Annotated in this window: 27 protein-coding genes; 26 read left to right on the top strand and 1 reads right to left on the bottom strand. The window is 37.8% G+C overall.

From position 1 onward, the window contains the following. Positions 1 to 266 precede the first annotated feature (266 nt). The 14 genes from CHB72_RS12915 to CHB72_RS12850 all read left to right on the top strand — a co-directional run bounded on the left by CHB72_RS12915 (position 267) and on the right by CHB72_RS12850 (position 11,052). Positions 267 to 1,445 carry an acetyl-CoA C-acetyltransferase gene (locus CHB72_RS12915; RefSeq protein ID WP_089283295.1) on the top strand — a complete coding sequence of 393 codons (1,179 nt, stop codon included), beginning with the start codon at positions 267 to 269 and terminating at the stop codon, positions 1,443 to 1,445. Positions 1,446 to 1,448: 3 nt separating this feature from the next. Then, entirely contained in the window at positions 1,449 to 1,565 is a 117-nt protein-coding gene (locus CHB72_RS28100) for a TIGR00366 family protein (protein WP_141131405.1), read from the top strand. A 319-nt stretch (positions 1,566 to 1,884) separates the two neighbouring features. Then, entirely contained in the window at positions 1,885 to 3,051 is a 1,167-nt protein-coding gene (wecB, locus tag CHB72_RS12905) for a non-hydrolyzing UDP-N-acetylglucosamine 2-epimerase (RefSeq protein WP_089283294.1), read from the top strand. Between the two features lie 266 nt (positions 3,052 to 3,317). Next, positions 3,318 to 3,554, top strand: coding sequence for an AtpZ/AtpI family protein (locus CHB72_RS12900; protein ID WP_089283293.1), 237 nt, complete (start codon positions 3,318 to 3,320; stop codon positions 3,552 to 3,554). A gap of 4 nt (positions 3,555 to 3,558) precedes the next feature. Further along, positions 3,559 to 3,966, top strand: a complete 408-nt coding sequence (locus tag CHB72_RS12895; RefSeq protein ID WP_089283292.1) for an ATP synthase subunit I — start codon at positions 3,559 to 3,561, stop codon at positions 3,964 to 3,966. Next, positions 3,967 to 4,659 carry a F0F1 ATP synthase subunit A gene (gene atpB / locus CHB72_RS12890; RefSeq protein ID WP_089283291.1) on the top strand — a complete coding sequence of 231 codons (693 nt, stop codon included), beginning with the start codon at positions 3,967 to 3,969 and terminating at the stop codon, positions 4,657 to 4,659. 38 nt (positions 4,660 to 4,697) lie between these two features. Next, positions 4,698 to 5,252: an ATP synthase F0 subunit C gene (gene atpE / locus CHB72_RS12885; RefSeq protein WP_242975124.1), complete on the top strand. Its 555-nt coding sequence runs from the start codon at positions 4,698 to 4,700 to the stop codon at positions 5,250 to 5,252. Positions 5,253 to 5,423: 171 nt separating this feature from the next. Next, positions 5,424 to 5,690 (top strand): ATP synthase F0 subunit C, encoded by a 267-nt coding sequence (gene atpE, locus CHB72_RS12880; RefSeq protein WP_089283290.1) that lies wholly within the window; start codon positions 5,424 to 5,426, stop codon positions 5,688 to 5,690. Positions 5,691 to 5,745: 55 nt separating this feature from the next. Then, positions 5,746 to 6,252, top strand: a complete 507-nt coding sequence (atpF, locus tag CHB72_RS12875; protein WP_089283289.1) for a F0F1 ATP synthase subunit B — start codon at positions 5,746 to 5,748, stop codon at positions 6,250 to 6,252. Continuing rightward, positions 6,240 to 6,782, top strand: coding sequence for a F0F1 ATP synthase subunit delta (locus CHB72_RS12870; RefSeq protein WP_089283288.1), 543 nt, complete (start codon positions 6,240 to 6,242; stop codon positions 6,780 to 6,782). Before atpF ends, CHB72_RS12870 begins: the two co-directional genes overlap by 13 nt. An 18-nt stretch (positions 6,783 to 6,800) precedes the next feature. Then, positions 6,801 to 8,312: a F0F1 ATP synthase subunit alpha gene (gene atpA, locus CHB72_RS12865; RefSeq protein ID WP_089283287.1), complete on the top strand. Its 1,512-nt coding sequence runs from the start codon at positions 6,801 to 6,803 to the stop codon at positions 8,310 to 8,312. A gap of 15 nt (positions 8,313 to 8,327) precedes the next feature. Beyond that, positions 8,328 to 9,200, top strand: coding sequence for an ATP synthase F1 subunit gamma (gene atpG, locus CHB72_RS12860; protein ID WP_242975123.1), 873 nt, complete (start codon positions 8,328 to 8,330; stop codon positions 9,198 to 9,200). Between the two features lie 26 nt (positions 9,201 to 9,226). After that, positions 9,227 to 10,624 carry a F0F1 ATP synthase subunit beta gene (atpD, locus tag CHB72_RS12855; RefSeq protein WP_089283286.1) on the top strand — a complete coding sequence of 466 codons (1,398 nt, stop codon included), beginning with the start codon at positions 9,227 to 9,229 and terminating at the stop codon, positions 10,622 to 10,624. Positions 10,625 to 10,641: 17 nt separating this feature from the next. Next, positions 10,642 to 11,052, top strand: a complete 411-nt coding sequence (locus tag CHB72_RS12850; protein WP_089283285.1) for a F0F1 ATP synthase subunit epsilon — start codon at positions 10,642 to 10,644, stop codon at positions 11,050 to 11,052. Between the two features lie 50 nt (positions 11,053 to 11,102). On the opposite strand, the gene CHB72_RS12845 is transcribed toward CHB72_RS12850, so the two are convergent. After that, positions 11,103 to 11,519, bottom strand: coding sequence for a NusG domain II-containing protein (locus CHB72_RS12845; RefSeq protein ID WP_242975122.1), 417 nt, complete (start codon positions 11,517 to 11,519; stop codon positions 11,103 to 11,105). 208 nt (positions 11,520 to 11,727) lie between these two features. Here CHB72_RS12845 and CHB72_RS12840 point away from each other — a divergent pair, with 208 nt between their 5' ends. From CHB72_RS12840 to CHB72_RS12785, 12 genes are all read left to right on the top strand, one after another. Next, entirely contained in the window at positions 11,728 to 12,279 is a 552-nt protein-coding gene (locus CHB72_RS12840) for a YueI family protein (RefSeq protein ID WP_089283284.1), read from the top strand. Between the two features lie 254 nt (positions 12,280 to 12,533). Further along, positions 12,534 to 13,361: a YwmB family TATA-box binding protein gene (locus tag CHB72_RS12835; RefSeq protein ID WP_089283283.1), complete on the top strand. Its 828-nt coding sequence runs from the start codon at positions 12,534 to 12,536 to the stop codon at positions 13,359 to 13,361. Between the two features lie 42 nt (positions 13,362 to 13,403). Further along, the gene (murA, locus tag CHB72_RS12830; RefSeq protein WP_176431359.1) at positions 13,404 to 14,675 is read left to right on the top strand and encodes a UDP-N-acetylglucosamine 1-carboxyvinyltransferase; all 1,272 of its coding nucleotides are present in this window, start codon (positions 13,404 to 13,406) and stop codon (positions 14,673 to 14,675) included. Between the two features lie 76 nt (positions 14,676 to 14,751). Next, a complete protein-coding gene (gene spoIID, locus CHB72_RS12825) occupies positions 14,752 to 15,756 on the top strand; it encodes a stage II sporulation protein D (RefSeq protein ID WP_089283281.1) in 1,005 nt (334 codons plus the stop codon). A gap of 119 nt (positions 15,757 to 15,875) precedes the next feature. Beyond that, the gene (locus tag CHB72_RS12820) at positions 15,876 to 16,724 is read left to right on the top strand and encodes a M23 family metallopeptidase (protein WP_089283280.1); all 849 of its coding nucleotides are present in this window, start codon (positions 15,876 to 15,878) and stop codon (positions 16,722 to 16,724) included. Between the two features lie 154 nt (positions 16,725 to 16,878). Continuing rightward, the gene (gene spoIIID / locus CHB72_RS12815) at positions 16,879 to 17,148 is read left to right on the top strand and encodes a sporulation transcriptional regulator SpoIIID (protein ID WP_089283279.1); all 270 of its coding nucleotides are present in this window, start codon (positions 16,879 to 16,881) and stop codon (positions 17,146 to 17,148) included. Positions 17,149 to 17,317: 169 nt separating this feature from the next. Continuing rightward, on the top strand, positions 17,318 to 18,340 hold the full coding sequence (gene mreB, locus CHB72_RS12810) for a rod shape-determining protein (RefSeq protein ID WP_089283278.1): 1,023 nt from the start codon (positions 17,318 to 17,320) through the stop codon (positions 18,338 to 18,340). Between the two features lie 181 nt (positions 18,341 to 18,521). Next, positions 18,522 to 19,610, top strand: a complete 1,089-nt coding sequence (locus CHB72_RS12805; RefSeq protein WP_089283277.1) for a flagellar hook-basal body protein — start codon at positions 18,522 to 18,524, stop codon at positions 19,608 to 19,610. A 15-nt stretch (positions 19,611 to 19,625) separates the two neighbouring features. Beyond that, on the top strand, positions 19,626 to 20,420 hold the full coding sequence (gene flgG, locus CHB72_RS12800; protein ID WP_089283276.1) for a flagellar basal-body rod protein FlgG: 795 nt from the start codon (positions 19,626 to 19,628) through the stop codon (positions 20,418 to 20,420). Positions 20,421 to 20,482: 62 nt separating this feature from the next. Next, positions 20,483 to 20,806 (top strand): rod-binding protein, encoded by a 324-nt coding sequence (locus CHB72_RS12795; RefSeq protein ID WP_089283275.1) that lies wholly within the window; start codon positions 20,483 to 20,485, stop codon positions 20,804 to 20,806. Positions 20,807 to 21,083: 277 nt separating this feature from the next. After that, positions 21,084 to 21,503 carry a 3-hydroxyacyl-ACP dehydratase FabZ gene (gene fabZ, locus CHB72_RS12790; RefSeq protein WP_176431358.1) on the top strand — a complete coding sequence of 140 codons (420 nt, stop codon included), beginning with the start codon at positions 21,084 to 21,086 and terminating at the stop codon, positions 21,501 to 21,503. A 207-nt stretch (positions 21,504 to 21,710) separates the two neighbouring features. Next, positions 21,711 to 23,405, top strand: a complete 1,695-nt coding sequence (locus tag CHB72_RS12785; RefSeq protein ID WP_089283273.1) for a phospho-sugar mutase — start codon at positions 21,711 to 21,713, stop codon at positions 23,403 to 23,405. Positions 23,406 to 23,768 lie beyond the last annotated feature (363 nt).

Raw genomic sequence — 23,768 nt, 5'->3', positions numbered from 1 at the left:
AAAATTGTCTACAGTCTGTATCCTGCTTGATGGCTGAAAAAAAGAAGAAATAGAGATTGATCAAAGGAAAGTGTAGAAAAATTTCTACAAACTTTACTACAGATGAGAAATGTTTGCGAAAAGATAGAGACTTTTATTGGAAATTCAAGATTTTAGCCTCGTCCTTTTCGCATTTTTTTTGGCATGGAATTTGCTTCTAAAATTATAAACAGTAGGTATGTTTTATTTAAATACCGATTATGTATTTTAAGAGGGGGGCAAATATCATGAAGGAAGTTGTAATTATAAGTGCTGCTAGAACACCTATAGGTACCTTTGCAGGAGCTTTCAAAAATGTGTCAGCTGTAACATTAGGGGTTATTGCGGCCAAAGAAGCTATTAAGAGGGCAAATATTAAACCGGAAATGGTTCAAGAAGTAATTTTTGGCAATGTACTACAGGCGGGGCAGGGTCAAAATGTAGCAAGACAGGTTTCCGTCGGAGCGGGGATACCTGCAGAAACATCTTCTTTTACCGTCAACAAAGTATGTGGATCAGGGTTGAAAACCGTAGCATTAGCTGCTCAATCCATTATGCTGGGGGAAGCAGATATTGTATTAGCTGGAGGAACAGAGAATATGAGTATGGCACCCTATCTTTTAAATGACGCCAGATGGGGTCATAGAATGGGTGACAAAAAAGTGGTGGACTACATGGTCCATGATGGTCTATGGGATATTTTCAACGATTATCATATGGGCATCACCGCTGAAAATATTGCAGAGCAGTGGAAAATCTCTAGGGAAGAGCAGGATGCATTCTCTCTTCAAAGCCAAAACAGAGCAGAAAAGGCCATTAAAAGCGGCAGATTTTTTGAAGAAATTGTACCGGTTGAGGTACCTGCAAGAAAAGGAGAATCTCTAATCGTTGATACAGACGAACATGTAAAATTTGGTACAACCATGGAAACGTTAAATAAACTGAAGCCTGCCTTCAAAAAAGATGGAACTGTCACCGCTGGCAATGCTTCAGGAATCAATGATGGCGCAGCAGCTTTAATCCTGATGTCAAAGGAAATGGCAGATAAATTAAATCTTGAACCAATGGCAACGATCCTTTCTTTTGCCTCTGCAGGACTTGATCCTAAGATCATGGGCTATGGACCCGTGCCAGCTTCTAGGAAAGCTTTAGAGAAGGCAGGATTAATGGCAACGGATATTGATTTGATAGAAGCTAATGAAGCTTTTGCAGTACAATCTTTAGCGGTTGTAAAGGATTTAGGATTAGATCCAGAGAAGACCAATGTCAATGGTGGAGCCATAGCTTTAGGTCATCCCATAGGCGCATCTGGTGCAAGAATACTAACAACATTGCTTTACGAAATGGTAAAGCAGGAAGCTAAAACAGGACTTGCCACGCTTTGTATAGGAGGAGGACAAGGAATGGCAATGGTTGTAAAGAGATAGGTAATAGGGGTACCAGCCTTAGGAATTGCAGGATTAGGGGCAAGGGATATCATGGGATTTTGTATCATCAATTTACTTTATGCCGGTGTAATCATTTCCTTAGGATTGGTGTTTCTGTAGAGATCTAGAAAAAAACAGGTTTATCATTAGGTGCTGATAAGAGCTATCGGCATCTTTCCTTTTTCCTATTTTCAAAATAGAATAAGATTAAAAATACAAAAAAATATACATAAACTAAGGGGAAACTTGATAGAATAGGTGATGATTCTTAAAGTTTTATTTAACCTATGGATATCGGACCACTAATCTGTTTGCTCATAAGTCTGAAATTAATAAAATATTCCGAAATTAATGGGAAGCTTGAATAATAAAAGGTATCCGTCAATTTATGTCGAATTATATATTTTGAAAATAAGATTCATAGAGAGGAAGTAAAGGAATGAAGAGATTAAAGGTCATGACGATATTTGGAACTAGACCTGAAGCGATTAAAATGGCACCTTTGGTAAAACAACTACAGGAGACAGAAGAGATAGAATCGATTTTATGTGTTACAGCACAGCATCGAGAGATGTTGGATATGGTATTGGATCTATTTCAATTAAAGCCTAATTACGACTTGAATATTATGCAGCATGGACAAACAATTTCAGATATTACCGTTAAGGTATTGAAGGGGTTAGAATCCATCTTGCAGGAGGTAAAGCCAGATATCGTGCTGGTGCATGGAGATACTACCACTACCTTTATAGGTGCCTTAGCTGCCTTTTACCAACAGATAGCAGTAGGTCATGTAGAGGCAGGTCTGAGAAGTGGTAATATTTACTCTCCTTATCCAGAAGAAATGAATCGAAAACTTACTGGAACTTTAACGAGCCTCCATTTTGCGCCTACTGAAGGTAATTATAAAAATTTAATTCAGGAGGGAATAAAGGAAAAGAACATTTTTATAACTGGTAACACGGTGATTGATGCTTTACTTCAGGTGGTGAAGAAGGATTATATTTTTGACAACCATCTATTAAATCAAATAGATTATATCAATAAAAAGGTTATCGTTATGACCTGTCACAGGAGAGAGAATTGGGGAGAACCCATGGAAAACATCTTTCAGGCAATCGTTGAGGTTGTGAAAAAGCATAGGAATGCAGAGGTTGTTTTCCCAGTACATCTTAATCCGAAAATTCGGAGCCTTGCTGAAAAAGTGATGGGTGGTGTGGAAGCAATCCATTTAATTGAACCTTTAGATTATGAACCCTTTGCTAATCTCCTCAATAGAGCACATTTAATCTTGACCGATTCTGGCGGGATTCAGGAGGAGGCCCCTGCATTAGGCAAGCCTATTTTAGTATTAAGAACAGAGACAGAGCGGCCAGAGGCAGTGGAAGCAGGGACAGTAAAGGTAGTAGGTGTAGAAAAAGATATTATCATAAAAGAAGTGGATAAATTGCTATTAAACAGCGAACATTATTTACAAATGGCAAATGCTGTTAATCCTTATGGAGATGGGATGGCATCCAAAAGAATTGTTACGGCTTTAAAATATTACTTTGGATATATTCATACAAAACCAAATAATTTTAAAATAGAAAGTATTGAAAATTAAAAAAAGAAGGAAAATGTAGAAAAATCACGAAATATATCTAAAAGATTTTCGGCGTGGCTCTTGTGAAATTTTCAAAAACTATTAAAATAGAATGAAGTGTAGTTGACAGTAGATTAAATATTTGACTAAGATTTTCGTTATATTATCTACAAAGTAAACAAGTTTATGATATAATAGATATGATGTTGTCTTAACATTATCAAAAACTGTAATTACAAAAGTTTGCACATAATAATCACTATTATATTGAACATGGAGAGAGAAGGATGCCAACAGGAAGAAGAAAAGGAAATGTTTTAGAAAATCTTGCACTAATCAGCTATATTGGCATATCCATGATTATACCCATTATTGGAGGCGTGTACATAGGCAGATGGTTAGACAGCAGATTAAATACGCAGCCGATATTTTTATTTGTCTTTATCGTGACTGGCGTAATTGTTGCTTTTATGAATCTTTTTAAAGTAGCTACAAAAGATATTGAAAAGGGTAAAAGGAAGTGATGAAATGAATTCTATAGGGGAAACGCAGCTAAAAATCATAAAGGGTGTTCTCATAGTAAATAGCATCTTAGGATTGATTAGTTTTTTTCTTGTTAAACCACCCATGCCTTTTTTAACAGGACTGCTCTTTGGTACAATCATTTCCTTGCTGAATTTTAGACTGCTTTCTCTTACCATGAAAAAGGCAGTGGAGATGCAGCCTCATCAAGCTCAGGTTTATGCCACTACAAGATATATGATTCGCTACTTTATTATAGGAATGGTTCTATACATATCTATTAAAGCGGAATATATTCATGTATTAGGCACGGTTTTGGGGATCATAACCTTGAAGTTTGTAATTTTGAAAAAAGAATTGTTTAACAATAAACAATATTTTAAAAATATATTCAAGAGAAAGGAGGCAAAATAAATGGAGTTTGGCCCAAAGGTAATCTTTGAAATAGGTGGTATTCCTGTGACAGAAACCGTCATCAACACATGGATCATTATGCTAGTACTAACGGTTCTTGCCATGATAGGGGGAAGTGCTTTTAAGAAAATACCTAGAGGGAGACAAAATGTAGTTGAGGTGATTGTTGATGCAATCAACAAATTGACCATTCAAACAATGGGGGAAGATAAGAAGTTTTTTGCAAGCTATATGGGGACACTATTTTTGTTTTTATTATGTGCCAACCTATTAGGGCTATTAGGACTTAGACCCCCGACAGCAGATGTTAACACCACCTTTGCTTTATCTACCTTGACATTTATCTTGATCCATTTTTATGGAGCAAAGCGCAAAGGTACTGGAACCTATCTAAAGGGATTTTTAGAACCTTTTCCCTTATTGTTACCAATGAACATTATTTCAGAACTAGCTTTCCCAGTATCTCTTTCCTTCCGTCTGTTTGGTAACATTGTAGGTGGTTTGATCATTATGTCCCTACTATATGGCAGCTTAATAGGTCTTAGCAGCATGGTGGGATTAGGAGCTTTCCCAATACTTCAAGCGGGAATTCCTTTAGTCTTTCACCTGTACTTTGATATTTTCTCAGGTGTTCTACACACATTTATCTTCATGATGTTATCGATGGTATTTATTTCAATTGCTATGGATTAATGAGCAAAGTGAACTCTTTTCCCTAAGGGGGTGAAAATTTGGAAAATACGAATTTTATCATGAGGTTTTTAGAATGGTTAATGACCTTTGATCGCAGAGCTTTAATCTTGGCAGCTTCTGCTATAGGAGCTGGATTCGCTATGATTGCAGGTATAGGACCTGGTGTTGGCCAGGGCTATGCTGCAGGTAAGGGAGCAGAGGCTGTAAGCTATAATCCCAAAAGCAGCAAGCAAGCTACGATGATTATGCTTTTAGGAGCAGCAGTAGCAGAAACTTCAGGGATCTTATCTTTGGTAATCGCCCTGATCATGCTATTTGCTAATCCATTGGTAAATATGTCAGGAGCTGCAATTGTTGTGATGGCTTCTGCGATAGGGGCAGGACTTTCCATGATAGCCGGGATAGGACCTGGGATAGGTCAAGGCTATGCAGCCGGGAAAGGAACCGAGATGGTAGGGAAAAGACCTAAGCATCAATCTGCTATTGTCAGGACGATGTTTTTAGGCCAAGCGGTTGCTCAAACAACAGGAATCTATGCTATGATCATAGCTTTGATTTTAATGTTTGCCAATCCACTAGTTGCCCTATTATAATTTAGGCTAAGATTGAAACTGAGGTGAAGGTTTAGTTAGCTCAAAAGGTTGATCTGAACTTTATATCCTACGGTTACATAAAAATGTTAATGATTTAAATTGTAAAAAGCTTCATTTTAAATTTATTTTGAAAAGAAAAATATCATTACTTTTGAAGGAGGAATTATTATTATGGAACCAATCACAGGTAGAGCGTTAATATTAGCAGCTTCAGCTATAGGAGCAGGGTTAGCGATGATCGCAGGTATAGGACCTGGTATCGGACAGGGATATGCAGCTGGTAAAGGTGCTGAAGGTGTTGGAAGACAACCTGAAGCTCAAGGAGATATCGTAAGAACAATGTTACTAGGTGCAGCGGTTGCAGAGACAACAGGTATCTACGGATTAATCATTGCCTTGATTTTATTATTTGCAAACCCACTAATCAACCTATTATAGGATAGGAAATAGAGGCGTTAGGACCTCTTAAGTTAAGGAAAGGAGGCAACAAACGATGCCACAGGGATTAGTGGAATTTGGTTGGACCTTTGTTTTTCAAATTGTAAATACCATTATTATCTTTTTAGTACTCAAACGCTTCTTATTCAAGCCTGCCACGGAGTTCATGGAAAATAGAACAAAAGGCATAGAAAATGCTCTTGAAGAAGCCGATATGAAAAATAAAGAAGCCGAGGATTTAAAAGGACAATACCAAGAGAAATTAGCTAATATAAAAGAAGAGAGAAATGAAATCATTCGTGAAGCTACAAAGCGTGCTGAAGAAAGAAGCAACGAAATCATTAAGGCAGCAGAAGTAGAAGCTCAGAAGATTAAGGAAAAGGGTCAGCAAGAAGTAGAGAGAGAAAGACACAAAGCTGTAAACGAATTAAAGGATCAAATCTCTACATTGGCCATTATGGCAGCTTCTAAGGTCGTTCAAGAAGAGTTAAATCAACAGACTCATGAAAAAATGATCGAAGAATTTATTAAAGAGGTAGGGGAAGCGCAATGGCAGAACTAATAGCAAAAAGATATGCCGAAGCCCTATTTGAAGTTGCCCAAGAGGACAACAATCTTCAGCCTGCAAGGGAAGAATTAGAATTTATTGGAACCTGTTTAAAGGAAAATCAAGAATTTGAAAATCTTTTAAACACACCATTAGTAAATTCCAATGAAAAAAAAGAAGTCCTTACAAATATTTTTAAAGACAAGCTTAGCAATGAGGTCTTAAACTTTTTATATATTCTTGTAGATAAGAGAAGAACCAATGCTATCCATGATATCATAAGAGAATTTAACAAAATGGCAGATGCTTCTAAAAATATGGTAGAGGGTGTAGCGATTACTGCCATTGCCCTTGATCAAGAAACGCTGTTAAAGCTACAGGTACAGCTTTCTATGGCATCTGGTAAAAATGTTAAGTTGAAGAATGAAGTGGATCAAGAAATTGTTGGTGGTGTCCTGGTGAAAATAGGGGACAAAGTAATTGATGGAACACTGAAAAATCGACTTGGGCATTTGAAGCAGCAGTTGTCGCAAGTTATATTATAGGAATAGGGGTGATATCATATGAATCTTAGACCTGAAGAGATTAGCTCAGTGATAAAAGAGCAGATTAAAAGGTATGAAAACAAGCTTGAAATGAAGGACGTTGGAACTGTTATTCAGGTTGGTGATGGGATAGCCAGGATTCATGGCTTGGAAAAGTGTATGGCTGGTGAGCTATTACAGTTTCCAGGAGATGTATACGGCATGACCTTAAACCTTGAAGAAGACAACGTAGGATGCGTGCTCTTGGGTTCAGATGACTATATCAAAGAGGGAGACATCGTAAAGCGTACCGAGAGAATCGTGGAGGTACCTGTAGGAGATGCCCTTCTAGGTCGTGTTGTGAACGCATTAGGTCAACCTATTGACGGGAAAGGTCCTATCAATACTGATAAATATAGAGAAGTTGAAAGAGTAGCTCCTGGTATCATTGCTAGAAAATCTGTACATGAGCCGCTACAAACTGGTATCAAGGCGATTGACTCCATGATCCCTATCGGTAGAGGACAGAGGGAGTTAATCATCGGGGACAGACAAACAGGTAAAACGGCTATAGCGATCGATACCATTATCAATCAAAAGAAGGAAGACGTTATTTGTATCTATGTTGCTATTGGACAGAAGAAATCTACTGTAGTACAAATTCAAGACATATTAGAAAAGAATGGTGCAATGGATTACACTATTATTGTATCAGCTACCGCCAGTGAACTGGCACCTTTACAATATATTGCTCCCTATGCTGGTTGTTCTATGGGAGAAGAATTTATGGAAAATGGCAAGCACGTTTTAATTATTTATGATGACTTATCTAAACATGCGGTGGCTTACCGTGCTATGTCATTATTGTTAAGACGCCCACCGGGACGTGAAGCTTACCCTGGTGATGTATTCTATCTACACAGTAGATTGTTGGAAAGAGCCGCAAAACTTAGTGACGAAAGAGGAGCAGGCTCACTAACAGCCCTGCCACTTATTGAAACCCAGGCAGGAGACCTTTCTGCCTATATTCCTACCAATGTTATTTCCATCACCGATGGGCAGATTTTCCTTGAATCAGAGTTGTTCTATTCAGGGGTTCGTCCAGCGGTAAACCCTGGTACTTCTGTATCAAGGGTTGGAGGAAGTGCGCAAATAAAAGCTATGAGAAAGGTTGCAGGCAAGCTTCGTCTAGAACTGGCACAATACAGAGAATTGGCTGCTTTTGCACAGTTTGGTTCTGAGCTAGATAAGGAAACCGCTGCAAGATTAGCCCAAGGGGAAAGAATCTTGGAGATTCTTAAACAGCCTCAGTATCATCCAGTTTTGGTTGAAAATCAAGTTATGATGATTTATGCTGTAACCAATAAATATCTTACAGATATTCCAGTAGACCAGGTAAGAGATTTCGAAGATCAGTTCCTAGAATTCGCCAATACCCAGTATGCTGAGATAGGTAAAACTATTGTAAAAACTGGAAAGCTAGAAGGGGAAACAGAAGAACAATTAAAGGCTGCCCTAGAGGAGTTCAAGAAAAAGTTTTTAGCCCAATAGTCGGGAGGTGATACATTGGCTGGACTAGGAATGCGAGGTATAAAAAGGCGTATCAAAAGTGTTAACAGTACAAAACAAATTACAAAGGCGATGGAGCTAGTTTCTTCGGCGAAACTAAGAAAAGCTAGAGAAAGACTAGATAAAACCAGACCCTATTTTAATACCATAGGAAAAACCGTACAAGAAATTATCTCCTCCACTAGAGGAATACAGCATGAATTTTTGAAAACGAGGGAAGTCAAGAAAACAGCATACATCGTTATCACTGGCGACGGAGGCTTATGCGGCGGTTATAACACCAACGTTATAAAAAACGCTATATTCCATATGGAGGAAAAGGAACGGGTATCTGTGATTGCTATTGGTCAAAAAGGTCGAGATTTCTTTAGAAAACGAGGCTATGACTTAGATGGTGAATTTATTCATATCTCTGAAAACCCTTCTTTTACTGATGCACAAAATATAGGAAAGCTAGCAATTGAGTTATACAGGCAAGAACTAGTAGATGAAGTATACTTGGTTTATACAGAGTTTTTGAGTACGATCAACCAAAAACCAAAGACCATGAAGCTTTTACCAATAGAAGCTACTGCAGAAGAAGTAGTAGAAGTAAAAAGAAACGATGATGAAGAGTTTATGTCTTATGAGCCATCACCAGAGGCGGTACTAAGCTTTTTGGTGCCAAAGTATATTGAAAGTATGATTTATGGTGCACTTATTGAATCTGCCACCAGTCTGCAGGGAGCACGAAGGGTTGCTATGGAAAGTGCCACTGACAATGCTTCTGAGATGATTGATGACTTACAGCTACAGTATAACCGTGCAAGACAAGCCACGATCACACAAGAAATAGCAGAAATTGTTGGTGGAGCAGAGGCACTGAAATAAAGTTTTTATCAAGAGGAGGTAACGTAATGCCTGAAGCAAATGTAGGTAGACTGGTGCAAATCATTGGACCAGTTGTAGATATAAAATTCAGCAGTGAAAGCCTACCGGCCCTACAGAACGCTATTGTCATTGAAGGAAATGGTCATAAAGTGACAGTAGAAGTAGCACAGCATACGGGGGGAGATACCGTAAGATGTGTTGCTATGAGTTCAACAGATGGCTTGGTAAGGGGTATGAGCGCTGTTGATACAGGAGCTCCAATCACTGTACCCGTAGGAAGAGAAACCTTAGGAAGAATTTTCAACGTATTAGGGGAAGCGGTGGATGAAAAGGAAGATGTGGCTTTTGAGTTCCATTCTCCTATCCATAGGGCCGCCCCAAGCTTTGAAGAGCAGGAAACATCAACAGAAATTCTAGAAACAGGAATCAAGGTAGTAGACTTGATTGCTCCCTATGCAAAGGGTGGAAAAATCGGTCTTTTTGGTGGTGCAGGAGTTGGTAAGACAGTAATCATTATGGAGCTTATCAATAACATTGCTAAAGAGCACGGTGGACTATCCGTATTCGCAGGAGTTGGAGAGAGAACAAGGGAAGGCAATGACTTATACCATGAAATGATTGAATCAGGGGTTATTGATAAAACAACCCTTGTATACGGTCAGATGAATGAACCGCCAGGAGCAAGAATGAGGGTTGGATTAACTGGTCTTACTATGGCGGAGTATTTTAGAGATCAAGAGGGACAGGACGTATTATTATTTATTGATAATATCTTCCGTTTTACCCAAGCAGGTAGTGAGGTTTCTGCCTTATTAGGACGTATGCCTAGTGCCGTTGGTTACCAGCCTACACTGGCAACAGAGATGGGGGTTTTACAAGAGCGTATTACTTCCACCAAGAAGGGTTCCATCACATCTGTACAGGCTGTATATGTACCGGCGGATGACTTGACTGACCCAGCACCAGCTACAACCTTCGCCCACTTAGATGCTACAACTGTATTGTCCCGACAAATCTCTGATTTAGGCATCTATCCAGCGGTGGATCCATTGGATTCCAACTCAAGAATTCTTGACCCTGCTATCGTAGGCCAAGAGCATTATGAAGTTGCTCGTGGGGTACAGGCTGTATTACAAAGATATAAAGAACTTCAGGATATTATCGCCATCCTTGGTATGGATGAGCTTTCTGATGAAGATAAATTGACAGTTGCTCGTGCCAGGAAAATTCAACGTTTCCTATCACAACCCTTCCATGTTGCAGAGCAGTTTACAGGGTTTGCAGGAAAGTACGTTCCATTAAAGGAAACCATTAGAGGCTTTAAGGAAATCATAGAAGGTAAGCATGATAACTTACCGGAATCCGCTTTCCTATTTGTTGGTGTGATAGAAGAAGCAGTAGAAAAAGCAAAACAAAGCGAATAAAGGAAGTAGGTGATGAAATGGCTTCCAAGTTTCATCTAGAAATCGTAACCCCAGACAGGGTATTTTACGATGGTGAAGTAGAGATGGCAGTGGTGAGAACCTCCGAAGGAGACTTAGGAATTTTAGACGAGCATATTTCTATGGTATCTCCTTTGAAGATAGGTAAAATTAAGATCAAAAAGGATGGAAGCTTTAAAGAAGCGGCTATCGCTGGAGGCTTTGTTAAGGTAGTACAGGGTAGCACCACCATTATTGCTGACGCTGCAGAATGGCCAGAGGAGATCGATGTCCAAAGAGCAAAAGAAGCAAAAGAAAGAGCTGAAAAAAGATTAGTTGCTGGTAGAGAGGCCTATGATACCCTTAGGGCAGAAATTGCTTTAAAGAAGGCGACAAATAGAATCGAAGTAGTTGAAAGCAGAAGAAAGTAGAACAAACAAAAAGAGTGGGATCATTTTATGACCCGACTCTTTTTAATTTATTACTGAACAATGATATCAATCAGAGATTCTTCTTCTTCTGCATCCTCTACGGTAATATACATTTTGATGGGAAGACTGACAATCATTTGATACGGCTCACGAATCCATCCCATATCTGCATGGATCGATAGAGGAGAAATTTCATCTGATAATCGGTGGAGTCTCACGTAACCATCCTTCATTTCTAGTCTTCCAGTGTAATTGCTGTCGTTAATCTCAAAGGAGAATTCGATAAACTCTGATTCAGGACTCTCTATTAATGGAAAACGATGGATGATATTTCCATCTAAATAAACAACAATCTCTTTACCATTTCCATCAGCAACTAAAAGCTTAGGTATTGTAAAAATAGAAACAATACTAAGAATAAAAACAACGATGATCAATGCAATATCTGCCTTTGTTATAATCTTCATAATAAAACCTCCATCTAAGCAGACCCACAAGACAAAGGGACGTCAGACTGCGTAAAAACTAACCTTATTATATACTATTTTAAGCATCTTGACAAACTTAGAAAATGGAAGTTAAGTGAATAAATGAAACATCCATTTAACACATAGAATAATCGTAATATCTATAGGGGAAATTAAATTTAAGAAGTTAGAAATTGGAGGTGGAGAAATGTCAAAGAAAAATGAACTAGAGAGAACAATAGAATTTGCTCTTAAGGGAGCACCGCAATTAAAACCGGAAGAAAAAAGAAAATGGTTGGGAGAATTCAGAGAAAGAATTATCCTAGGTTTAACCCCAGAACAGGTTCAAAAGGTAGAGGCAATACATGTAGTAAGAGAAGGGTTAAAGGATCCTATGGCAGAAATGCTTATTCTTAATAACAAAGTAGCCATGGAGACTACTGTAAAATACATGAAATTAGCAAAGGAAATGAACAAAGAGTATAAGTCTATCGCAACTGAGTATGAGGAGGCGATGGGTTTGGTGGTGGCAAGCCGTAGGGCTGTAGATCGAGAAAAAGTTGTGCCAGAAATCAAAGAGTTGCCTGGAAAATTTAAACATATAAGACATAAGGAGCTTTGTAGTGAGTGCTATGAAGAATTAGAAAATATAGATCCAGAGATGGCAAAGGAGTTTAAGAAACTTACTTTCCTTGACAACATGATAGGCTTATATTGTGGTGCTTGTAAAAAAGATATAGATGGAGGGCCTTTGATGTAGTGAAGCTATAGCTGCAGCAAGCTGTGGATTAAGGTTTGCTTGTTGAAAAATAGATATTTATAAAAAAAAGTTTTCTACGTATATCTCCTTTTTTTCATGGCAATAATTAAACTACAAAGGGAAGAGTGTGAGGTGTAGTAAAGATGTTTTTCGTCCCCCTTTAACATCATGATTACATACTTAAATCTCTTCCCTTTTTTATGTTATTGTGACTAAATTCATGACAGATGAATTGATGAGAAGGAGAGATTTATGTGAAAAAATTTATGAAATCAGTACTTATTCTTATGTTATTACTTAGCTTTTTCTATATAGCATCCGCTATGAGCAATACAACCCTTTCTTCTGGTGCAGAAGATCCGATGATTACTGTTTTTGAAAAAAGTGGGGCAGATATACTTGAGGCCAATATCACGACCACATTAGAAGTACCATATACTGTATGGAGTAAAGAAGAGATTATTAGCATTAAAGAAGATATCAAAAAGCAATTAAATCTTGTAAATAAAAAAGAAGTAATTATACAGGATGAATATCAGTTATTTTATGAAAATGAAATAACACAGGATGATCATGAAAAATTATTTATTCATGAATTTTCAGATATTGGAATTAACCAAATTATAGCCACAAATACAAATGAAAAAGATGATATCCTTACATTTAAAATTTATTCAGCAGATGTTCAAGGTGAAAAAACCTCGTATATTATTATTGACATCATACAGAATAAGAGGTATAAAGATATAGTGGAAAAGAGTAATCAAAGCCAGGCGATATTAGGTAAGTATGGAGATATGATGGAAACAGTCATAAACTTTACTGGAACATACGATGGAAAGCTATCAGATAGAGATAGTAAGGAAAAAATAGATGAGATCATTCATTCTGTAAAAGGCAAAATAGTAGAAGAAGTAATCTCGCAATCATATATAAGTACTACAGTCTATACACCTATTATTCCACAGGCAATTGAATATGGCGATAAGAAGGTTAACTTACATTTAGCTATGAGATACAACAATTATGAAGATAAGACCTATTTATATATTGCCAATCCTTTGATTACCCTAGGCTACTAATGAAAAAGTACTTTGGCATCTATGGAAAGTGAGGAGTAAATATTGGCAAAAATAGTCGTTGAGAAAAGTCAACCGTTAAAGGGTACAGTCCGAGTAAGTGGTGCAAAAAACTCAGTGTTACCAATTTTAGCAGCATCCTTATTGGCTACAGAAAAATGTATATTGGAGGATGTACCTCCCCTAAGAGATGTCGATGTTATTTGTGAAGTGTTAACTAGTTTAGGCGCCGATGTTAAAAGAATAAATAGAGAACAAATTGAAATAATGTCCAATCAAATTGACAATTTTGAAGCACCCTATGAACTAGTGAGAAAGATGAGAGCTTCCTTTTTAGTAATGGGTCCTCTTTTGGCTAGAATGGGAAAAGCCAGAATCTCTATGCCGGGAGGATGTGCCATAGGGACAAGACCTATTGATTTGCATTTGAAGGGATTTAAAGCCCTAGGCGCTGAGATTACTTTAGGTCATGGTTTTGTGGAGGCGAAGGCAGATAAATTGATAGGAAGTAAGATCTATTTAGATTTTCCAAGCGTTGGAGCAACAGAAAATATTATGATGGCTGCGGTTTTAGCAGAAGGACAGACCATTATAGAAAATGCTGCCGAAGAACCTGAGATTACCGATCTAGCAAACTTCTTAAATGAAATGGGTGCTCAGATTAAAGGTGCTGGCACTGACACCATTAAAATTATGGGTGTAGAAAAAATGGTGGGAGCCACTCATACAGTTATTCCTGATAGAGTTGAAGCTGGAACCTATATGGTGGCTGCTGCTATGACAGGAGGTAATGTTTTAGTAGACAATGTTGAGGCAGAGCATTTGAAGCCTGTCATAGCAAAACTAAGAGAAATGGATGTAGAGATTTTTGAAGAAGGAAATGGTCTTCGAGTCATAGCTTCTGGCAGACCAAAACCTGCAGATATAAAAACCCTTCCTTATCCAGGTTTCCCTACCGATATGCAGGCACAGTTTATGGCCCTATTGAGCATCGCAAAAGGTACCAGTGTTGTCATTGAGACTGTATTTGAAAATCGTTTCATGCATGTAAGTGAATTGAAACGAATGGGTGTGGATATTAAAATAGAGGGAAGAAGTGCTATTATAGAAGGACAAGAGAAGTTGACAGGAGCTCCAGTGAAGGCTACTGATTTAAGAGCAGGAGCTGCTTTGATTTTAGCGGGTTTAGTATCTGAGGGTAGGACGGAAGTTACTAATATTGAACATATTGAGAGAGGATATGTAGATATCGAAAAGAAATTAAGAGGTCTTGGTGCCAACATTTACCGAGAAGAAAGTCAAGATAGTCAAAAATAATATCTAGTTCTAAATCCTTCATTTTTGTCATATACCTAGTAAATGAATACTACATTTACATAGGGGGATAGGACAAATGAAGGGTATTTTTTTTGCTTTTATTTCACTTTTAACAACTACCCTGTTGATACCACTGTTCATTATTAGTAGTTGTGACATGCAGGTTCCCCAGAGGAAAAACGTGAGTAGAGAAGAAATACGAGAATCGGATTTAATGATCAAAGTATTTAATCATGAAACTAGAGAAATTATGGAATTGTATTTAGAAGAATATGTGACTCAGGTGGTGGCGGCAGAAATGCCAGGAAGTTTTGAATTAGAGGCTCTAAAGGCACAGGCGGTAGCTGCAAGAACCTATACTATTTTAAGAAAAACCAGTTATGGTGAGGAAGGACATCCTTCCCATCCTGGTGCCAGCGTGTGTACGAGCCATACCCATTGTCAAGAATGGCTGTCGGTAGATGAACTGAAAAATCGACATGGAACCCTATGGTTTGCAAGATATTGGCCTACAATACAGGAGGCTGTTGAGGAAACAGCTGGCGTTATTATGACTTACGATATGCAGCCTATTGAACCTCTTTATCATTCCACCAGTGGAGGCGCAACTGAAAACTCTGAGGACGTGTTTGCTTCAGCTATGCCTTATCTTAGAAGTGTCTCTAGTCCCTATGAGGAAAGATCTCCTGTGCTGGTGGATCAGAAAGAAGTAGAGATCCAGGATTTTATCAATGCTTTGCAAAGTAGAGATAAGGATATTCAAATCAATGATAGAAATATTGCCTCTGAAATCAAAATATTGGAAAAGAATCAAGGGGGTAGTGTAAAAACAATTCAAATAGGAAATAAAAACTACAAAGGTTCAGAAATACGACAAATTTTTGACCTGAGATCCTCCGATTTTACTGTAGATGTAGGAAGGAATCAAATCACCTTTACCACTAGGGGCTATGGGCATGGTGTAGGAATGAGTCAATGGGGAGCCAATGGTATGGCTGAGCAGGGTAGTGATTACGAGGAAATATTAAAACATTATTATCAAGGAATTACCTTGAGTAAATTAACAAGCTACACAAAATAAGGTTGAAGTCAAGATTAAGGTTGCTGTAATTTTAATATATTAAGATTTCCACAAACTAATATCTCCAAATGTATAATTTGCCGTAAACAGGTCATAATTACAGATGGAGGTGGAATTCTATGTCTTTTGAAAATAATAATAACAATAATAACAAAAGAGAAAAAAAATCCCTATACAAATTTTTGGACAAACAAGGCTTTTATCTTATTCTACTATTATGCGTTTCTATTGTTTTGGTAACAGCATTTTGGGTTTCTAGACAGGAGGAAGAATATTTTCTATCAGAAAACTCTCAAGAGAATGTAGAAGAAGATTTTAACAGGGTGGAGGTAACCTTAGTTGAAGAAGATACAGAAGAGGATGAAGACACCCAAGAAGCCGCTATTGTAGGAAAGACGGATGAGGTAGTGGAATCGGAGCCAAGGCAAAAGCAAGAGACTGAAGAGACTACTGCTCAGGAAAAGCCTAAGGAGCAAATTGAACTAGAGGAAAGTCCGCGAAAAGAGGAACCAAAGAAGGAAGAAGCAGATACACCTACTACTTCTACGGATAGATATGTTATGGCACAACCGGTAATTGGAAAAGTAGGGTTAGCCTATGCTGAAGACAGATTGGTATATCATAAGACATTAGATCACTGGAGTACCCATAAGGGAGTAGATATTCATGCTGAGGAGGGAGCTCCTGTAAGAGCAGTACTAGAGGGCGAAGTAATCGAAGTGATAAATGATACAATTATGGGTATCACCATCAGCCTTCAACATGAAGAAGATTTAATCACCAGATACAGCAACCTATCCACCGATGCTATGGTAAAGGTTGGACAAAAAGTAGCAAAGGGTCAAGTGATTAGTGGAGTAGGCAGAACAGCAGCCAATAAAACTCTAGAAGGTCCACTGTTGCACTTCCAAGTACTTGAAGAAGGTCAAATGGTTGATCCACAGAAATACTTGCCAAGAACTAACTAAAATATTACATTCCTTTGTATTTAATAAAAAGAAACGGAGAAAAATCTTCGTTTCTTTTTTAAATTCTAAAAAAACCTGAAAAAATAACAATTCTAAATTTGAATCTTCCCTCATATTAATAAACTAAGACATAGAATAGAGGGGGGTCACACATTTGAAGGACTATATCGAAAAACGGGTTATCGAGATAGCGCGTTATATTATTGAAGAAGAAACCACCGTCAGACAAACCGCTCGGGTATTTGGAGTAAGTAAAAGCACAGTTCATAAGGATGTTACCGAAAGACTTCCTAAGATAAACCCTCTAGTGGCTAATCAAGTAAAAAATATACTTGAGGTGAATAAAGCTGAGAGACATATAAGAGGTGGCAGAGCAACGAAGATGAAATATAAGTGTGGAAAAACAGCAGAAGCAAAAGGATAAAAAAATCTCCTGGGATCTCAGGAGATTTTTGTCGTTAAAAGAACTTTTTTGAAAAAATTTGAAAAAAAAGAAGGATTTCCCCTAATTACTATAGAATGTATAAAAGTTGAGTGTTGAGAAAGCACTTAGTACATAAGAAACAAAAATGAAAAATGAAGGTGGGGGAAAGATGTTCGGATTCAGTTCAGATATCGGTATTGATTTAGGGACTGCTAGTGTATTGGTGTTTGTAAAAGGAAGGGGAATCGTATTACAGGAACCTTCTGTTGTTGCAATTGATAAAAATACAAATCATATATTAGCGGTAGGACAAGAAGCTCGAAGGATGTTAGGAAGAACACCAGGAAACATAGTTGCTATTCGGCCCCTAAAGGACGGCGTTATTTCTGACTACGAAGTTACCGAGAAGATGTTAAAATACTTTATTAATAAAACCGTAGGGAAAAAATGGATTTTCAAGCCTAAAATTATTGTATGTGTACCCAGCGGTGTTACTGAGGTGGAAAAAAGAGCTGTAATTGATGCTACCAACGAAGCTGGAGCAAAAATGACGTATCTTATAGAAGAACCTATTGCAGCTGCCATCGGAGCGGGCTTGGATATTGCTCAACCTAATGGACATATGATCGTAGATATTGGTGGAGGAACCAGTGATGTTGCTGTTATATCTCTAGGTGGTATTGTTGTGAGCAATTCTATAAAAGTAGCCGGAGACAAGTTTGATGAAGCGATCATACGCTATATGAGAAAAAAGCACAACATTATGATTGGAGAAAGAACAGCTGAAGAAATGAAGATCAATATAGGTGGAGCTTGTGATAGAGAAGAAGAAGTAACCATGAATGTCAGGGGACGAAATCTGGTATCTGGATTGCCAGTGAATATAGTAGTTGGTAGTAGTGAGATGGTAGAAGCACTTGAAGAAAGCGTTATGTCTATTGCTGATGCGGTACATTCGGTACTGGAAAAAACACCTCCTGAGCTAGCGGCGGATATTGCAGACCAAGGAATTATTATGACTGGTGGAGGGGGGCTATTATGGGGTCTTGATCACCTGATTTCCGAACGCACTGGAATTCCTGTCAGAGTGGCAGAAGAAGCTGTATCCTGTGTGGCAAAAGGAACAGGAAAAGCATTAGACTCACTGCATCTATTAGAAAATGACATAAGAAATTCTAGAAGTAGAAGATAATAAACTAATAAGGCTGAGACTAAGGTTGGGGTTGAAAAAAACCTAAATCTAAATCTCAGCTTTTAATTTAGGTTCAAATAGATATCTATACTATTTTGAAAATAGCACTAAAGATTTGTCGTAAAATTTCCGATATATATTTAATAAATGAAAAATGAAGGATACAAAATGAGGTGAAAATGTGCTAAGAGGACTTTATACAGCTGTATCAGCTATGCAGACAACAGAGAAAAAGCTAGATGTAGCTTCTAACAATATTGCGAATGTCAATACTACTGGATTCAAAAAGGATGTCATGGTTACAGAGTCTTTTCCAGAAGTATTAATTAAAAAGATGAATGGACAGCTACAGCCAGAGCCTTATTTGAGAAACATTTCTGTAGAAGTAGAAAGAGATGGAGAAGCTCTACAGGTTTCAACAGAAAGCGGTTATTTTATTGCAGAAGGAACTCATGGAAAAAGCTATAGCTCTTTTACTACCTTTGCGGCAGACGAGGAAGGATATTTAAGAACCTTTACAAGGGATATTCAAGGAAAAATCGATACCTCTCAAGGAAACTATATACTAAATGCAAACGGAAACAGAATACAGGTGGAGAATAACAATATAGAAGTAAATCAACAGGGACAAGTGGTTGCCAATGGACAAGTAGTGGCTAACCTTCTTTCCCGTCCTGGGTTTAATACAATAGGAACCATGAATAGCGGGTTGCGATTGGAAAAAATGCAGACCTATTTTACCCAGGGAGGCTTTGAGGAAACAGACAATCCTTTAGACCTGGCTATAGAGGGTGACGGATTTTTCCGAGTAAACACACCGAAGGGAGATATGTATACCCGTAATGGGAACTTTTCTTTAAATGATAATGGAGAAATTGTTACAAAAGAGGGTTACTACTTAATGGGGCAGTCTAGTTCCATATTTCTGGATGAAGAATTTGAAATCAATGATTTTCGAATTGCAGAAGATGGTGCTGTGATCTTGAATGATGAATTTATTGATCAAATTGATATGGTCAATATAACCAATGTAAATATACTTAGGAAGTATGGAGAAGGACTCTATCAGATAGAAGAGGGCATGGAGGCTGAAGTCGAGACTTTTGAAGGTAAGATTTATCAAGGGTTTTTAGAGGGCTCAAACACGAATCCTATTCAAGAGATGGTGGAAATGATCACAACATTAAGACTTTATGAATCTAACCAAAAAGTAGTACAAGCCTATGATGAAATACTGCAAAAAGCTGTTAATGATATAGGAAGAATTTAAAAGGGGGTTTTAAATATGCGTGCTTTGTGGACAGCGGCTTCCGGAATGAAGTCACAACAATTAAATCTTGATACGATTTCTAATAACCTTGCAAATGTCAACACAACTGGCTATAAGAGACAAAAAGTAGAATTTAAGGATTTATTATATACCACCATTAGAAAAGCTGATTTAAATGATGGGGTTGGGAGTCCTGTGAACCTACAGGTAGGTCATGGTGTTATGCCAATGGCAACCTCAAGAGTTTTTACAAACGGGAGCTTAGAAGCTACAGAAAACCCTCTTGATGTTGCGATAGAAGGAGAAGGTTTTTTTGTGGCAGAAACTCCTACAGGTGAATTTTTATATACGAGAGATGGGAGTTTCAAATTAAGTGTTGATATGGATGAGATGAGATTAGTAACTGCTGATGGATATACCATACTATCAGAATTTGATGATGAAATTGTCTTTATGGAAGGCATGAGAGATATTAGTATCTCAGAAATGGGTTTGGTTACAGCAGAAAATGAAGATGGAGAGATTGAGGAAATTGCCACCATTAAGCTGGCAAAATTTATTAATCCAGAAGGATTAGAATCAGTAGGGAGAAATCTATATAAAGCCACTGTTGCTTCTGGTGAAGAAATACCAATGGAGGATGAAAATCGTACCAGCACTCTGAGACAACGTTACTTAGAAACCTCCAATGTACAGGTAATCGATGAAATGGTAAGAATGATTACTGCGCAAAGAGCTTACGAAATCAATTCTAAATCCATACAGACTGCAGATGAGATGCTGGGAATGGCTAACAATCTGAAGAGATAAAATAATTTTTAATTTTAGATTATAATTTCCGCCTTAAGGAGCGGCAAAAGGTTGGTGCACTTATGAAAATAAATGATTCAATGATTCATTTAAATAATTCTAATAAAATAGAAAACAAGGCAAAAACCACAAAAACTCCAGAAGATCCAGAAAAATTGATGGAAGTCTGCAGAGAATTTGAGTCCATATTTTTGAACATGATGCTGCAGCAGATGAGAAGAACTGTTCCTGATGGAGGACTAGTGGAAAAAAGCTATGCCCGTGACCTCTATGAATCCTTACAGGATGAAGAGGTTGCAAAGGAAATGTCAAAGGGTGGCGGCATAGGCCTCGCCCAAGAACTTTATACACAACTATCAAGAACAACGAAAAAACCTATAGAATAGGTTGAAATAATATGCTTGAAAAATGGTATACTATTATTTAAGATATTATGAATAATGACACTGCACTAAATAGCGGAGCCATGGGGACTGGCCATATGTCTTGCTGGCGAAGGCAGCAACCGCAGGGAAGACAGAGGGCCTGTCCCCATGGCGTAGCGGTGTGTGCCAGACGAACCGTCCCCATGGCATTATGCCATGTCCCCATGGCATGATACCCATGGCATGATACATGATATAGTACTGATACAGGAGGTAGATTCCCATAGAATTAAATATTATGGATATACAGAAAACAATTCCCCATCGTTATCCATTTTTATTAGTGGACAAAATTATAGAAATGGAACCAGGAAAATCAGCGGTAGGGATTAAGAATGTTACGATTAATGAACCTTTTTTTCAAGGACATTTTCCTCAAATGCCTCTGATGCCGGGAGTATTGATGGTAGAGGCATTGGCTCAGGTTGCAGGGATTGCCTGCAGCGGAGTGGAAGGAAATGAAGGAAAATTAGGCGTGTTTACAGGCATAGACAACTGTAAGTTTAGAAGGCAGGTTGTACCAGGAGATGTGCTGAGGTTAGAGGTCAACATTACTGCCTTCAGAAGAGGTATTGCAAAAACAGAAGGAAAGGCTTTTGTAGGAGAAGAGCTGGCCTGTTCTGCAAATATAACCTTTGCTATGGTGGATCAAAAATAATACATAAAAAAGCGAAAGACATAAAACGCCCTAATAGAGAAGAAAATTCCCTATCAGGGCTAATGTTTTTTCAAAAGAAAATAAAAGGTATCCCATAAAAACTTTGTAAAAAGTTAAAAAAATATTATAATAGTACTGCAGATAAAAATAATAAATATAATAGAATAGGATAACCTAAAATAATCTAATGATGTTGGAGGCGTTAAAATGGACTTGCAGACCATGAAGAATTACGAGACTTGGTTGTTTGACCCATATTTTGATGATATCACCAGACAAGAGCTAAAGGAAATCATGGGAAATGAAAAAGAAATAGAAGATCGGTTTTATAAGGATTTAGAATTTGGTACCGGCGGCTTACGGGGTATTATTGGTGCAGGAACCAATAGAATGAACAAGTATACCGTAAGAAAAGCAACCCAGGGGTTAGCTAATTACATAAAAAGTAAAGGGACAGAAGCAATGGATAAAGGAGTTGTCATTGCTTATGATTCTAGACATATGTCAAAGGAATTTTCTCAAGAGGCGGCCCTTGTGTTGGCTGCCAATGATATAAAGACCTACGTATTTGAAGATTTGAGACCCACACCAGAGCTTTCCTTTGCGGTAAGATATTTGAAGGCAATAGCAGGTATTGTAATCACAGCCAGTCATAATCCCCCTGCTTATAATGGCTATAAGGTGTATTGGGAGGACGGTGCCCAAGTTGCTACTAAATTGGCCAAGGATATCATGGAAGAAATTCAAGGAATTCATGACTTTTATAAAAGTGTTTCTATGGACAAAGAGGAAGCCTTAAGGGGAGGACTATTACGATACATAGGAGATGAGATAGACAACGCCTACAAAGAAGCGGTGATAGGTCAATCTTTAAGAAGAAAAGAGAACCAACAGGTGGTGGAAGATTTTAAGGTAGTATTTACACCCCTCCATGGAACAGGAAACATTCCTATTAGAAGCGTACTTGAAGAAATTGGTTTTAAAAGGGTGTTGGTAGTGCCACAACAGGAGTTGCCAGACCCTGACTTTTCTACCGTGAGCTATCCTAATCCTGAAGAAAAGGCAGCCTTTCAATTAGCTATTGATTTAGCAAAAAAGGAGGATGCACATTTAATCATTGGAACAGACCCTGACTGCGATAGAGTAGGCGCGGTGGTAAAAAACAATGAGGGAGAATATGTAGTTTTAACAGGGAATCAGACGGGTGCTCTATTGGTAGAATACATATTATCTGCCATGAAAGAACAGAAGCGTATTCCTGCTAACGCAACTATCATCAAAACCATTGTCACCAGTGAAATGGGAGCTACTATTGCTAAAAATTTTGGTGTGGATGTATTTAATACCTTAACAGGATTCAAGTATATAGGTGAAAAAATTAAAGAATATGAGGAAACAGACGAAAAAACCTTCCTTTTTGGTTATGAAGAGAGCTACGGTTATCTGTCGGGCACCTACGCTAGAGACAAGGACGCAGTGGTGGCATCTATGCTGATCTGTGAAATGGCGGCCTATTATTTTGCAAAAGGCATGAGTCTTTATGAGGGTTTGATAAAGCTATATGAGAAATATGGATATCATCTAGAGGACTTGAAATCTATCACGCTTGCAGGAAAAGAAGGAATGGAAAAAATCAAAAAAACAATGGATACATTTCGTGAGAATCCTCCTACTGAAATAGGAGGCTATCAAGTGAAGATAGTGGAAGATTACCTTAAACAAGATAAACTGCCAAAGGAGAATGTACTTAAATTTCTTCTAGAGAAAAACACTTGGGTTGCTTTAAGACCTTCAGGAACAGAACCGAAGCTAAAAATATATTGTGGTGTGGTAGAGAATTCTTTGGAAGAATGTAGAAGCAAGGTTGATTCTCTCATCCATGCTATTACCGATAGTATATAAATATATAAGGAATACCTAGTTATTAAATTGATAACGAATAGGTATTCCTTTGAGGTTTAACGCTTTTGTTCTCCCAGGAACGAAAAAAACGGGAAGTCAATCAGACTACCCGTTCCTGTAAAGAATCCTAATAACCGCTCAGGTTGCTCCTCAGCATAGCCCTATTCTGTTATTAGGAAAGACAATGTATATTTTTAGCTTTAACTAGGTAATTTATACAACAGAGCTAATCTGCTAAATTACTCATCGACAAAAATCAACATTTCACATCAAATCTTAAAATTATTCAGGTATTGTACTTAGAAAGAGAATACACAAAATTATTTACACCGCTTTTTAGGGAAACTTAACCCTGGCATGTAT

The sequence above is a fragment of the Anaerovirgula multivorans genome (assembly GCF_900188145.1).
In the GTDB taxonomy this organism is placed as follows: Bacteria; Bacillota; Clostridia; order Peptostreptococcales; family Natronincolaceae; genus Anaerovirgula; species Anaerovirgula multivorans.
Note: the sequence above shows the minus strand (reverse complement) of the source record. Positions and strands in the feature narration are given on the sequence as shown.

What these genes read in the sequence shown, in the direction of transcription:
- CHB72_RS12820 (WP_089283280.1), top strand. Translation starts at nt 15,876, where the DNA reads ATGTCTTTTGAAAATAATAATAACAATAATAACAAAAGAGAAAAAAAA.
- atpA (WP_089283287.1), top strand. Translation starts at nt 6,801, where the DNA reads ATGAATCTTAGACCTGAAGAGATTAGCTCAGTGATAAAAGAGCAGATT.
- atpF (WP_089283289.1), top strand. Translation starts at nt 5,746, where the DNA reads ATGCCACAGGGATTAGTGGAATTTGGTTGGACCTTTGTTTTTCAAATT.
- mreB (WP_089283278.1), top strand. Translation starts at nt 17,318, where the DNA reads ATGTTCGGATTCAGTTCAGATATCGGTATTGATTTAGGGACTGCTAGT.
- atpB (WP_089283291.1), top strand. Translation starts at nt 3,967, where the DNA reads ATGGAGTTTGGCCCAAAGGTAATCTTTGAAATAGGTGGTATTCCTGTG.
- CHB72_RS12870 (WP_089283288.1), top strand. Translation starts at nt 6,240, where the DNA reads ATGGCAGAACTAATAGCAAAAAGATATGCCGAAGCCCTATTTGAAGTT.
- CHB72_RS12900 (WP_089283293.1), top strand. Translation starts at nt 3,318, where the DNA reads ATGCCAACAGGAAGAAGAAAAGGAAATGTTTTAGAAAATCTTGCACTA.
- CHB72_RS12895 (WP_089283292.1), top strand. Translation starts at nt 3,559, where the DNA reads ATGAATTCTATAGGGGAAACGCAGCTAAAAATCATAAAGGGTGTTCTC.
- atpE (WP_089283290.1), top strand. Translation starts at nt 5,424, where the DNA reads ATGGAACCAATCACAGGTAGAGCGTTAATATTAGCAGCTTCAGCTATA.
- spoIID (WP_089283281.1), top strand. Translation starts at nt 14,752, where the DNA reads ATGAAGGGTATTTTTTTTGCTTTTATTTCACTTTTAACAACTACCCTG.
- atpD (WP_089283286.1), top strand. Translation starts at nt 9,227, where the DNA reads ATGCCTGAAGCAAATGTAGGTAGACTGGTGCAAATCATTGGACCAGTT.
- wecB (WP_089283294.1), top strand. Translation starts at nt 1,885, where the DNA reads ATGAAGAGATTAAAGGTCATGACGATATTTGGAACTAGACCTGAAGCG.
- CHB72_RS12850 (WP_089283285.1), top strand. Translation starts at nt 10,642, where the DNA reads ATGGCTTCCAAGTTTCATCTAGAAATCGTAACCCCAGACAGGGTATTT.
- fabZ (WP_176431358.1), top strand. Translation starts at nt 21,084, where the DNA reads ATGGATATACAGAAAACAATTCCCCATCGTTATCCATTTTTATTAGTG.
- CHB72_RS12795 (WP_089283275.1), top strand. Translation starts at nt 20,483, where the DNA reads ATGAAAATAAATGATTCAATGATTCATTTAAATAATTCTAATAAAATA.
- flgG (WP_089283276.1), top strand. Translation starts at nt 19,626, where the DNA reads ATGCGTGCTTTGTGGACAGCGGCTTCCGGAATGAAGTCACAACAATTA.
- CHB72_RS12840 (WP_089283284.1), top strand. Translation starts at nt 11,728, where the DNA reads ATGTCAAAGAAAAATGAACTAGAGAGAACAATAGAATTTGCTCTTAAG.
- CHB72_RS12915 (WP_089283295.1), top strand. Translation starts at nt 267, where the DNA reads ATGAAGGAAGTTGTAATTATAAGTGCTGCTAGAACACCTATAGGTACC.
- CHB72_RS12845 (WP_242975122.1), bottom strand. Translation starts at nt 11,519, where the DNA reads ATGAAGATTATAACAAAGGCAGATATTGCATTGATCATCGTTGTTTTT.
- CHB72_RS12785 (WP_089283273.1), top strand. Translation starts at nt 21,711, where the DNA reads ATGGACTTGCAGACCATGAAGAATTACGAGACTTGGTTGTTTGACCCA.